7 protein-coding genes are annotated in these 12783 nt (G+C 70.3%); 4 read left to right on the top strand and 3 right to left on the bottom strand.

Translation table 11 applies throughout. From position 1 onward, the window contains the following. Positions 1–12: 12 nt before the first annotated feature. Entirely contained in the window at positions 13–699 is a 687-nt protein-coding gene (locus H5393_RS11950) for a Crp/Fnr family transcriptional regulator (protein ID WP_182766850.1), read from the bottom strand. A gap of 119 nt (positions 700–818) precedes the next feature. On the opposite strand from H5393_RS11950, the gene H5393_RS11945 reads away from it, so the two are divergent. The 4 genes from H5393_RS11945 to H5393_RS11930 all read left to right on the top strand — a co-directional run bounded on the left by H5393_RS11945 (position 819) and on the right by H5393_RS11930 (position 5815). Next, the gene (locus tag H5393_RS11945) at positions 819–1052 is read left to right on the top strand and encodes a heavy-metal-associated domain-containing protein (RefSeq protein ID WP_076062205.1); all 234 of its coding nucleotides are present in this window, start codon (positions 819–821) and stop codon (positions 1050–1052) included. A gap of 14 nt (positions 1053–1066) precedes the next feature. Further along, on the top strand, positions 1067–2983 hold the full coding sequence (locus H5393_RS11940; protein WP_182766849.1) for a cation-translocating P-type ATPase: 1917 nt from the start codon (positions 1067–1069) through the stop codon (positions 2981–2983). 111 nt (positions 2984–3094) lie between these two features. Further along, entirely contained in the window at positions 3095–3718 is a 624-nt protein-coding gene (locus H5393_RS11935) for a hypothetical protein (protein ID WP_182766848.1), read from the top strand. 60 nt (positions 3719–3778) lie between these two features. Beyond that, the gene (locus H5393_RS11930; RefSeq protein ID WP_182766847.1) at positions 3779–5815 is read left to right on the top strand and encodes an MDR family MFS transporter; all 2037 of its coding nucleotides are present in this window, start codon (positions 3779–3781) and stop codon (positions 5813–5815) included. A gap of 47 nt (positions 5816–5862) precedes the next feature. Here the strand turns inward: H5393_RS11930 and H5393_RS11925 are convergent, their stop codons facing one another. After that, complete coding sequence (locus tag H5393_RS11925; RefSeq protein WP_182766846.1) at positions 5863–6933, bottom strand: FAD-dependent oxidoreductase; 1071 nt, start codon at positions 6931–6933, stop codon at positions 5863–5865. A 187-nt stretch (positions 6934–7120) separates the two neighbouring features. Next, positions 7121–12640 carry a carboxyl transferase domain-containing protein gene (locus H5393_RS11920; protein WP_182766845.1) on the bottom strand — a complete coding sequence of 1840 codons (5520 nt, stop codon included), beginning with the start codon at positions 12638–12640 and terminating at the stop codon, positions 7121–7123. Positions 12641–12783: the final 143 nt, after the last annotated feature.

Genomic DNA, 12783 nt, shown 5'->3' with positions numbered 1-12783 from the left:
GCGACTTCTGACTCAGCCCGTGGCGCCGGACCTGTCCAGCAGCGCGTCGATGTCGCGGATCACGATGCCCCGGCGGCCGTGGAGGCCGAGCACACCGTCGTCGACGAGCTTGCGCAACTGACGGCTGAGCGTCTCCGGAGTGGTACCCAGGTGCGAGGCCACGTCCTTCTTGGCCATCGGCAGTTCCACCTCTGCCCCCTCCGGAGCGGAGGTGGAGGGCAGATCCAGCAGGTAGCTGGCCAGGCGCGCGCCGACGTCGCTGCCGCTCATGGCGGCCAGCATGCGCTCGGCGTTGGCCAGCCGCTCCGACTGGACCTGCAACATCCGCACGGCGATGCCGGGATAGCGGGCCACCAGGGCGGCGAGGTCGTCGTGGTCGAAGGTGCACATCGACGCCTCGGTGTCGGCATAGGCGTAGTGGGTGGGCCGACGGCCCAGGACGAAGGCGTCCTCCCCGAGCACGTCCCCCACGCTCAGCACCCGCACGACGTGTTCGCGGCCGCCCTCCGACAGGTGCACCACCCGGACCCGGCCGGAATGCACCACGAAGAGGCGGCGGCTGCGGTCACCGGCGGCCACCACCTGGTCGCCGGCGTCGAAGTGGAGCGGGCGGGCGAACCCCGCCACCTCCAACTGCTGGGTGTGGTCGAGGCCCTTGAAGATCGGCACGAGGGAAACGCAGGTATCGCCGGTTGACATGGCTCAAGTATGCACCCGCCTGCTCGGTTGGCGCTTGACGCAGGTCAAGGAGCCGGTGGCGGTTCTGTCGTAGCTTCAACTCATCGGCAACAACGCCGGAATGAAGAGAAGGAACCGACATGACCACGCAGACCACCACCCACACCATCCTCCGCGCCGAGGGCTTCAGCTGCCCCTCCTGCGTCGCCAAGATCGAGAAGGCCGTCGGCCAGCTCCCCGGCGTCGCCCTCGTCAAGGTCCACTTCGCCTCCTCGCGGATCGAGGTCGACCACGACGACCAGGCCACCAGCGTCGACGACCTCGTCGCCGCCGTCGCCAAGGTCGGCTACACCGCCCGTCCGTCGGCTTTCTGAGGGGTCAGGTAGCCATGCATGCCCGTCTTCATCGCTGGGCGATCCCCGCCGTCTCCGGCGCCCTGATCGTCGTCGCACTGGTCCTCGGCCAGGTCGCTCCGTCCGTCGGCGAGTACTTCATGCTCGCCGCGGCCGTGGTGGCCGGTGCCCCCGTCGTCAAGAAGGCCTGGCTCGCGCTGCGCGTGGGTGTCATCGGCATCGATCTGCTGGTGGCCGTCGCGGCCATCGGCGCGATCGCCATCGCCAACTACTGGGAGGCCGCGGCCGTCACGTTCCTCTTCGCGCTCGGTCACGCCCTCGAGAACGCCACCCTCGCCAAGACCCGCTCCGCGCTGGCCGAACTCGTCGCGCTGGCGCCCACCACCGCCACGGTGATCCGCGACGGCGAGCAGGTCGAGGTGCCCGCCCACACCGTCGGCGTCGGTGAGACGGTCATCGTCAAGAACGGTGGACGCGTGCCCGTCGACGCCGACGTGGTCAGCGGCCAGGCCGCCGTCGACGAGGCCGCCATCACCGGCGAGTCCATCCCGGTCGAGAAGTCGGCCGGCTCAGAGGTGTACGCGGGCACCATCGTCGCCGACGGCTTCCTCACCCTCAGCGCCACCGGCGTCGGCGCCGACACCACCCTGGCCCGCATCGTCCACCGCGTCGAGGAGGCCCAGGACGCCAAGGCCCGCACCCAGCAGTTCATGGAGCGGTTCTCGAAGTGGTACACCCCCGGCATCATCGCGCTGGCTGTCGTCGTGGGCCTCCTCGCGATGGACCTCGAACTGGCGCTCACCCTGCTCGTCATCGGCTGCCCCGGCGCGCTGGTGATCTCCGTGCCCGTCGCTCTGGTGGCCGGCATCGGCCGCGCCGCCCGCGACGGCATCCTCATCAAGGGTGGCGAGTTCCTCGAGACCGCGGCCAGGATCGACGTGGTGGCGCTGGACAAGACCGGCACCATCACGCGCGGCGAGCCCCGGCTCACCGACATCCGCAGCCGGACCCTCAGCGACGACGAGGTCCTCCGCTGGGCCGCCCAGGCCGAGGCGGGCTCCGAGCATCCCCTCGCCGTGCCCGTCCTCGACGAGGCCCGCGAGCGCGGGATCACCGTCCCAGCCGTCCCGGAGCACGTCCGCTCCGTGCCCGGTCACGGCGTGGTCGCGATGGTCGAGGGTCGCGAGGTCGCCGTCGGCAACCTGGCGCTCATGGAGGAGATCGGCGCGGAGTTGAGCTTCGCCCGGTCTGTCGTCGAGGAGTTGTCGTCAGCGGGCCAGACGCCGCTGGTCGTCGCTCTGGACGGCACCGTGATCGCGGCGCTCGGGGTCGCCGACACCGTCCGTGAGGAAGCTGCCGAACTCGTCGCCTCCCTCCACGCCGCCGGCGTCAAGCGCGTCCTGATGCTCACCGGCGACAACCAGCGGGTCGCCGATTCTGTCGCCGCCCAGGTGGGGATCGACGACGCCCGCGCGTCGCTGCTGCCCGAGGACAAGTTGGAGGTCATCCGCAAGCTCCAGGCCGAGGGCCACACCGTGGCCATGGTGGGCGACGGCGTCAACGACGCCCCCGCGCTCGCGCTCGCCGACGTCGGTATCGCGATGGGCGCCGCCGGCTCGCCGGTGGCCGTGGAGACCGCCGACATCGCGCTGATGACCAGCCGCCTCAGCCGCATCCCGGACGCGATCTCACTGGCCAAGCGCACGGCCGGGGTCATGCGCGCCAACATCGCTATCGCCCTGATCACCGTGGCCACCCTGCTGGCCGGCGTCCTGTTCGGTGGCGTCACTATGGCGATCGGCATGCTCGTCCACGAGGCGTCCGTGCTGGTGGTCATCATCAACGCGATGCGCCTCCTGCGCCGCAGGACCAGCGCCTCGCAGCCCCGGCTGCGCCCCCGGGCGGGCGACCGGCAGTTGGCCACGGAGCGGAAGCCTGAGCTGGTTCGCTGAGCCTTCCTGTCGAACCTGTGCGGCGTCCTGCCCCACAGGTTCGACCCGCTTTCCCCCGAGCGTCCCGCGCGTCGCTAGCATCGATCGGCAACAGAGCTGAAGGGGATCCGCATGCCGTGGTTGGAGATCGTCGGGTGGCTGGGCTCGATCCTGGTGGTGTGGTCGCTGACGCTGGGCAGTGTGCTCCGGTTCCGCTGGATGAACCTCACCGGGTCCGTCATCGCCGCCGTCTACAACGGGATCATCGAGGTGTGGCCGTTCATGGCGATGAACGCCGTCATCGTGCTGATCAACATCTACTGGCTGAGTCGCCTCTACCGCGAGCGGCACGACGCCGCCGTCTACGAGGTGGTCCCCGTCAGCCCGGACGACGCGTACCTGGCGCGGGTGCTCAGCGTGCACGCCGACGACATGGCCGCCACCCACACCGGCTTCCGGCCCGAACTCCTCGGACGGGGCGACCGCCACGCCTGGCTGGTGGTGCGCGGCGACGAGACCGTCGGTGTCACCGTGGTGCGTGACGACGGCAACGGTGAGGGTGTCGTCGAACTGGACTGGGTCAGCCCCCGCTTCCGCGACTTCACCCCCGGGGAGTTCGTCCACCGTCGCTCCGGGATCTTCGAGGACCTGGGCCTGGAGCGGGTCGTGGTGGAGCGGCCGGACAAGCACCTGCGCGAGTACCTCAGCCGGGTGGGCTTCGCGCCCGACGGCGACCGCTGGGTGCGCACCGTGTGACACCGTTGCGCCACGCAACGATTTTCGGACTCGAGTGGGCCGGGCGTACATTGGGCGGTTGTGACCAGACAGCCAACCACCTTTGAATTCGCGACCATCCGGTGGGCGTATTTCGGTCTCGTGATCGGTATGTTCAGCGCCTCGATCTCCCAGACGATCGTCGGCCCAGCCATCCCGCGCATCGTCGCAGACCTCGGCGGCCTCGCCTGGTATTCCTGGCTCTCCACGATCGTGATGTTGGTCAGCGCGGTGGTCACCCCCATCTCGGGCAAGCTGTCCGACATCTTCGGCCGCCGTCGCTTCTACATCATCGGCCTGCTGCTGTTCATGCTCGGCTCCGTGCTCTCCGGCATGGCTTTCAGCTTCTGGTTCCTCATCGTCGCCCGCACCATCCAGGGCATCGGCATGGGCATCCTCATGCCGCTGTCGCAGACCATCCTCGGCGTGCTGATCCCGCCGCGGCAGCGGGGCAAGTACCAGGGCTACATGGGCGCGGTCATGGGCGCCTCGCAGGTGGCCGGCCCGCTGCTGGGCGGCTGGATCACCGACGTGTCGAGCTGGCGGTGGCTGTTCTACATCTCAATGCCCGTGGGCCTGCTCGCGCTGCTGATCATCCTGCGGCACCTGCACATCCCCGAGGAATACGTGCGCGGAAAGATCGACCACGCGGGTATCTCCACCATGACCATCGGTGTGTCGGCGGCGCTGCTGGGCATCAGTCTGGGCGGGCAGAACGGCTGGGCCGAGCCGCAGGTCATCGTGCTGCTGTTGGTCGGTGTCGTCTTCAGCGTCGCCTTCGTCTGGGTGGAGCACCGGGCCGACGAGCCCATCGTGCCGATGCACCTGTTCCGCAACAAGATCTTCACGTTCTCCACGGCGGGCGCGTTCTTCATGAACATGGCCATGATGGCCGTGCTGATCTACGTCCCCGTCTATGCCCAGGGCGTGCTGCAGGTCTCCGCCACCGAATCGGGCCTCATCCTCATCCCGATGAACGTGGTGCTGTTCGCCATGGGCATCGTCGTGGGCCAGCTCACCAGCCGCACCGGCCGCTACAAGGAGTTCGTCGTCGCCGGCGCCGTGGTGCAGGTGATCGGAGCGCTGTTGATGCTGCGGCTGGGGGAGGATTCCAGCCGCCTGGAACTGGTGGCCTCCACCGCGGTGCTGGGCTTCGGCTACGGCATGGCGTTCCAGATCTACGTGCTCGCGGTGCAGAACGCGGTGCAGCGACGCGACCTGGGGGTGGCCACCTCCGCCCTCCAGTTCTTCCGCAACATCGGCAACACGCTGGGCACGGCCATCGCCGGCACCATCATGACCACGCACCTCATGAGCGGCATCGAGGAGCGGCTGACCCCCGAGCTGGCGGCGCAGGTGCCCACCGGCGGCCTCAACCCCAACGCGGTGCTGCATCCCGGTGACCTGCTCTACCTGCCGGAACCGTTGGCCGACCTGCTCCGCTCTTCGCTGGGCGACGCCATGCAGGCGGTCTTCATCATCCTGCCCGTGCTCACGCTGCTGTCGCTGGCGGGGACGATGTTCATCAAGGCCGTCCCGTTGCGCGACACGCTCGCCCAGCCGGAGGAGCGTGGACGCGAACTGCTCGACGCCACCGCCATGTCGGCACCGGACCAGGAGCGCGTGCGGCTCACGCCCGAGGACTCCCACGCCCGGAGCAAGGAGCGCATCCTGGGCGCCCACCTAGTGCTGCTCGCGGAACAGGTGCGCGACGACAACCCCATCCTCCGCGACGCCGTGGCCGAGTTCGGCGGCGGCGACCTGGGCCGGGGCCTGCAGATGCTGCGCTCCACCGGCACGATGCTGCTGACCGAGGACCCGGACCTGATCGACGAGCACGAGGCGTTCGCCGTCGAGATGTCGAAGCGTGGCCGCAGGGAGCGGATGCTGAGCGAGCAGATGACGGCGCGCCTCGACGCCGTGGCCGAGCTGGTGGCCCACCGTCCCACCGGGCACGTGACCCGGCCGCGGATCGACACGGCCGAGGGTATCGACGGGACCGGGTTGCGTCGGGCCGTGATGATGCTCGACAGTGCGCTGGTGGCCGACATTGCGACCCGCCGCTGGGAACGACCGTGAGCAATTGGATGGGGTCACGGCGCGACACGCCGGGAAATGCGGCCTGATCAGGCGGCGACCCCATCCAATTGCTCACGGATGGTCAGCGCGGCGACCCGCCCCGCCCGGGTGGCGCCGATCGTCGAGGCCGAAGGGCCGTAACCCACGAAGTGGATCCGGCCGTCGACGGCCGACGTGGTGAAGGTGTGCGGATCCCGTGGCGCGAGCAGTTCGATACCGCCCTCCGGGGAGCGCAGCCGCAGCGGCGCCAGGTGGGCGATGCTGGGCCGGAAACCCGTGGCCCACAGCAGGACGTCGGCCGGCTGGAACGATCCGTCGGCGAAGCGCACGCCGTCGGGCTCGATGCGGGTGAACATCGGCCGACGGGCGGCGTAGACACCCATGGCGGCCGCCTTCTGCTCCTGTTCGCGCAGCATCAGGCCGGTCACGCTGACCACCGATCTGGGCGGCAGACCCCGCTTGACGCGCTCCTCGACGAGCGCGACGGCCTCGCGCCCGGCATCGGGATCGAACTCGGTGCTGCGCCACACGGGCCGGCGGCGGGTGACCCAGGTGAGGTCCGCCCGGCCCGCGAGCTCGCCGAGGAACTGCACGGCCGAGGCGCCGCCGCCGACGATGACGACCTTCTTGCCCGCCAGCGCGGCCGGCCCGGGGTAGCGGGCGGTGTGGAACTGCTCGCCGCGGAAGGTGTCGGCGCCGGGGTAGTACGGGATGAACGGCGTGTCCCACGTCCCGGTCGCGTTGATCAGCGACCGCGCCCGCCAGGTGCCGCGGGTGGTGCGGATCAGCAGGTGGCGGGTGCCGGGGTCCGACTCCACGCGGCTGACGCGCACCGGCCGCTGGACGGGCAGGTTGAAGCGCCGCTCGTAGTCAGCGAAGTATTCGGGCACCTCGACGTTGGCCCGGGCCGCGCCGTCCCAGGCGGTCGCGTCGGTGCCGGGGAGGTCGGCGACACCGTGCACGTCGTGCATTGTGAGCGAGTCCCAACGGTGCTGCCAGGCGCCACCGGGTGCCGGGTTGGCGTCGAGCACGACGAAGTGGATGCCGAGGCGCTGCAGGTGGTGGGCCGCTGACAGCCCGGCCTGCCCGGCCCCGATCACGACTGTGTCGACGTTCATGTCAGGTACAACAATACTTGAACATTCAATATTCCGCGTCGGGGTGCGGGTCAAGGCCGGGTGAAGTTGTGCAGGGAGTCCGCTGCACAACTTCACTTTGCTTGGGCCTGGGCCTGGGCCTGGGCGCGGGCCGAATCTAGATCCGGCGTCGTCAGGGACCCTGAATCTAGATTCGGCGCGCGCAAGATCAGCGGCTGTGCGCCTCGATCACCTCGAGGATCGCCGGGCGCAGCTCGGCCGGCGAGATCACGCGGTCCACAGAGCCCACCTCGACGGCGCGGTGGATGGAGTGCACGCCGTCGAACTCCCCGGCGATCTCAGAGATCTTCTCGGCCCGCACCGCGGCCCTGGCGTCAGCGAGTTCCAGCTGCAGCGGGGCCCGGTCCTGCGGCGCCGCCTCCTGCAGGCGGTTCTCGAGCTCCCGGACCCGCGCGTCGGCCGCCGTGCGCTTCGCGACGTCGCCCGCGAAGACGACCGCCGCTGCCGGGGCGCCGCCCAGCACCGAGGCGTAGGAGCCCTCGATGGCCAGCACGGTCATGTTCTCGTTGAGCTGCTTGGAGAACACGACGAACGCGCCGCCGTGGTAGCGCGAGATCACCACGAAGACGATGGGGCCCTGGAAGTTGACGATGGCACGGCCGATCTCCGCGCCGTACTCGAGCTGCAGGTTGCGCATGGACTCCGGCGAGCCGTCGAAGCCGGACAGGTTCGCCAGCACCACCAGCGGACGATTGCCCGACGCGGCGTTGATGGCGCGGGCCGCCTTCTTCGACGAACGCGGGAAGAGCGTGCCGGCGGTGAAGGTGTCCGGACCGTCGGTGGGCGGGAAACCCGCGCGCGGCACCGGCTTGGACTCGATGCCCAGCACGCTCACCGAATGGCCGCCGATCCGCGCGTCCATGACGACGGCGGTCTCGGCGTCGGCCATGCCCGCCCAGCGCTCCACCCGCGGGTGGTCCTGGTCGCACACCGCCGCGATGACCGCGCGGATGTCGAACGGCTTCTTCCGGTCCGGGTTGTGCTCGCGGGAGAAGATCTGGCCCACCGTCGCGAAATCCGAGCCGTCGCAGTGGTGCGGGAAGTCCGAGATGTCGCGGCTGCCAGGGTCTGAGGTTTCGGCCCGACGCGGCCCCGTCTCGCCCGGGGCGACGTAGGTGTGGTCGTAGTGCGACATCAGGATGCCCATGGCGGCGCCCAGGTTCGGCGCCCAGTACTGGGCCTGGCCGTTGGGGCCCATCACGCGGTCGTAGCCGCCGATGCCGAAGTTGTCCTCCGCGGAAACGCCGCCGGAGAAGTCCAGCGACTGCTTGCCGGTGAGCACCATCGCCGAATCCGGCGTCATGACGAGGATGCCCTTGGTGTGCATCAGCATGGTGGCCTCCGCATTCCAGTACGGCTGGGCACCCACGTTGATACCGGCGACCACGACGTTGATCTCGCCGCCGGCCTGCGTGAACTCGACGATGCGGCGCAGCGCGGCGGCCACCCAGTCCATGTTCTCGGTGCCGGATTCCATGGAGATCCGGGCGCCGGAGGACAGCGTGAACCACTCGACGGGGACGCGCATCTCCTCGGCCAGGTTGATGGCGGCGATGATGCGTGCGCACTCCGGTTCGGCGACCGCGCCCAGGCCCTTCGTCGGGTCGCCCGACAGCACGATGCGGGTCATGCCCTCAGGGTGCAGCGCGGTGAGGGTGGTGACGCGGGCGCAGATGATGCCGGCCTTGTTGCGGCCGGGCTCGCGGTCCACCTCCACCAGTCGACCGTCGGCGTCCAGGTCCAGCTCGACGAGGGAGCCGCCCTCGCCGGCCAGGCTGGCGGACAGTTCGTACGGGTACACCAGGCCACGACGGCGTGCGCGGAGCACCTTGCCCGCGTAGTCGTCGAGGGGTTTGAGGGGCTCGGACGGCGGCGCCGTCACCGACGTGGTGACACCGGAGCCGGGCTTGGCGTGGAAGCGGACGGCCAGGGGCTGCAGTTCCTCCGCGCCCTCACCGTCGCGGGTCAGGAAGCGGGCGTGGCAGAGGACCTCTTCGATGCCGGCGCCGTCGGACAGCGGGGTGATGCGGTCCTGCAAGGGCTTGATGTCGTTGACGGTGAGATCGACGGGCGGCCACACGTAGACCCACACGTGGTTCATGTCGAGCTTCGACCCGGCCGAGCCCCGCGCGGAGCGGGTGCGGCGGATCGCCTCGAGGCAGTTGGAGACCGCCCGCTCGGCGTGGGGCAGGCCGATGAGCCGGCCGGCGTCGTCGCGGACCACGCCCAGCTGGCGCACCTGCGCGATGGCCACCAGGCGGCGGTCGTCCGGGTTGGACTTCGCCACCGCTTCGTAGAGCAGCACATCCTCGGGGGCGGGGAGCCGCGTCGTGTCGAACTCGCGAAGGCGCCAGAGGTCGAGGCGGCGGCCGGTCATGGGGTGGAGGGCGCGGACGTTGGTGTTCTCGCGGAGGGTCCGAACGCCGTCGATGTCGTCGAAGGTGAATGCGCGGTACTCGACGGTGCCGTCGGCCAGGCAGACGCCCACCGCCACGCGCTGGGTGGCCGGATCCCAGGCCCAGGTGTTGAGGAGCTCGGCCAGCTCGACGCCGATGCCCTCCTCGTCGGGGGTCTCCGGCCAGGCCACGTAGAGCTCGGCCACCGCGTCGTAGCCCTCGGGGCGGGCCGCGAACTGCTCGCTGACCAGGCGCTCCAGGGCGCCGTCGGTCAGTTCTGCGCGGGTGCCGACGGTGGTGACGAAGCGGCGGGGTCGCCCTTCGAGCAGGTAGTCGGCGATGACGACGGCGCGGCCGTCGACGGCGAACCGGTGGATGTTGCTGAGGTCGTAGTCGGCGTAGTACTTGTGCAGCAGCACCTCGAGCATGGGTTCGTGGGCGGGCACGCCCTGCGCGAGCCTGGTGGCGAGGTAGTTCGCCGTCCACTCGTGCACGCCGGCGAGCTTGGCGACGCGCTCCTCGTAGTCGACGGCCTGAGGGTTGGCGACGAGCGCCTCCAGTTCGGCGCCGAAGCCGGCCAGGACGGAGGCGCGCTCCGCGTCGACCTGCGGTTGGTCGAACCAGCGGAACCTGACCGACCGGGCCATGTCGCCGATGACGGGGAAGCGCAGCTGGGTGGCGCGCAGGAGTCGCTCGAGGTCGGCGCGGGCGGAGGCCGCCCTGTCGGCGTCGGGGGCGGGCTCGTCGATCCAGCGGTCGAGGATGCCCAGCACGATGGAGACGTCGGCGGCCTGACGCTTCTGCGCCAGGAAGACGCGGAACACGGCCTGCTCCAGTGCCGGCACACGGTCGAGGGAGTCGACCCCGTAGTGGCTGAGCACGCGGCCCAGGCGGTTGATGAACTGGCCCGGCAGGCCGGCGCGCTCCGCGTCGAGCGTGGTGAGGTAGCGGTGGAAGTGCTCGCGGTCCGAGTGGACGCGCAGCTCCGTGTTGTCCTGTTCGCCGACGGGGCGGTTGCGCGACAGTTCGGCGAGGTCGGCGAACAGCGCGATGAGTTCGATCTCCCCGGGGAGGGTGTCGATGCCCTGCGCGCGGGCCTCGTCGCGGGCGGCCAGGTAGGCCTTGAGCGTCTTGGCGGCCGGGTCGACGTCGTAGCCCATGAGGACCGCCGAGAGTTCGGCGCGCAGCCGCGCCAGGCGGGTGGCCGCGTCGCCCTCCTGGGGCTCAGGGAGGTCGACGGCGTTGGTCTCGTCGACGGCCACGCCGCCGTTGCCGTTGCCGAGGGGCTCCAGGCGAACCAGCGGCGCCATGGACTCCACCTGCGAGCCGGTCATCACGTGCAGTTCCTTCACCCGGGCGGCGAACGGGGCGGGGATGACGGTCTCCATCTTCATGGACTCGAGCACGACGACGGGGGCGCCGGCCTCTACCTCGCTGCCGACGGACACGGGGGTGGCGACCACCAGGGCCGGAGCGGGGGAGCGGAGCACGCCGCCCTCGTCGCGGGAGACGCGATGGGTGACGCCGTCGACCTCGATCAGGTGGACCGGCCCGTGTGTGGCGGTCACCAGGCGGAAGCGCTCGCCGTTGACGGTGATGCGGCCGTGCACCTCGTCGAGCTTCTCGACGGCGACATCGGCGGTGTTGCCGTCCACGGTCACGCGGTAGCGGCCGGGGCCGGTGGCGTAGGCGGTCACGGAGTGGACCACGCCACGCAGCTTCAGGTCGACGGTGAGGCCGGACTTGTGCTGCGTCTGGGGGCGGCCGCCGTGGGCGGTGCTCAGCAGTCGTTCGGTCTCGACGTGGACGTTGTCGTCGTAGCCCTCGATGGCGGCGGCGACCAGCGCGATACCGGCGTGCTCGTCGGCGACGAGCCCACCCTCGGCGCGCACCCGGTCGATCCACCCGGTGTCGGCCCACTCGACGGCGGCGGCGCGCCGGCCGGAGGCCTCGGCGCCGGTGACCTCGGGTTGGGCCAGGAGTTCCAGGATGAAGCTCTTGTTGGTGGCGCCGCCCTCGATGACGACCGTGGTCTCGGCCATGGCGCGGCGCAGGCGGCCCAGCGCTTCGGTACGGGAGCGGCCGAAGGCGATGATCTTGGCGATCATGGAGTCGAAGTCAGCGGGGATGGAGTCGCCCTCGGCGACGCCGGTGTCGACGCGGATGCCGGGGCCGGCGGGGAGGTCCAGGCGCGTGATGAGGCCCGGCGACGGCGCGAAATCGCGGTCCGGGTCCTCGGCGTTGAGGCGGGCCTCCACGGCGTGGCCGAACTCGACGGGCTTGCCCTCGAGCTTGTCGCCGGCGGCGATGCGGATCTGGGCCTTGACCAGGTCGAAGTCGTTGGTCGCCTCGGTGATGGGGTGCTCCACCTGGAGGCGGGTGTTGACCTCGAGGAACGCGAACTGCTGCTCGCCCGGGTGGTAGAGGAACTCGACGGTGCCGGCGCCCTTGTACCCCACCGCGAGCGCGAGGCGTTCGGCCGAGGCCTTGATCTCGTCGTTCTGTTCGGGCCTCAGCAGCGGTGAGGCGGACTCTTCGATGACCTTCTGGTTGCGGCGCTGCACCGTGCAGTCGCGCACGCCGACGGCCCAGGCGGTGTCGCCGTCGGAGATGAGCTGCACCTCGACATGACGGGCGCCGGTGACGAGCTTCTCGAGGAAGACGACGCCGGAGCCGAAGGCGCGCTGCGCCTCGTCGCGGGTGCGCTGGTAGGCGTCGGCGAGGTCCGCGGCGGAGTCGACGCGACGGATGCCGCGACCGCCACCGCCTGCGGTCGCCTTGAGCATGAGGGGGTAGCCGACGGCGTCGGCGGCGGCCAGGGCGTCATCGAGGGTGTCGACCCCGCCGCGCGACCAGGGCGCCACGGGGACGCCGACCTCTTCGGCGATCAACTTCGAGCCGATCTTGTCGCCGAGCTTGCGCATGGCGTCGCCCGAGGGTCCGATGAACGTGATGCCCAGCGACTCCACGAGGTCCGCGAAGGCGGGGTCCTCGGCGACGAAGCCCCAGCCCACCCACACCGCGTCGGCGCGGGCCTCGGTCAACACGCGGCCGAGCAGGTCGTGGTTCAGATAGGGGCGCTCCGACGCGGGCCCGAGCGGGTAGGCCTCGTCGGCCTCGCGGGCGAACATCGCTGAGCGCTCCGCGTCGGTGTAGAGCGCGACGGTGACGATGGGCTCCCGGTCCGGATGTTCCGCATTGAGATCGCGCACTGCGTGGATGAGCCGCATGGCGGCCTCTCCACGGTTGACGATGGCGATGCGTCGAAACATTCGAACCTCCTGGCACGACAACAGCCCCCGGTTGGGGGTTGGCGACAATCTGTCAGGTCAGGGGCTCGTTTGGAAAACGACACGACCGTGTTGTCAGGGGATTTTCGGGCGCTCCACGCGTAAACCAAACCTGGGCGCCCAAC

The organism is Tessaracoccus sp. MC1756, from assembly GCF_014164735.1.
GTDB lineage: Bacteria > Actinomycetota > Actinomycetes > Propionibacteriales > Propionibacteriaceae > Arachnia.
Note: the sequence above shows the minus strand (reverse complement) of the source record. Positions and strands in the feature narration are given on the sequence as shown.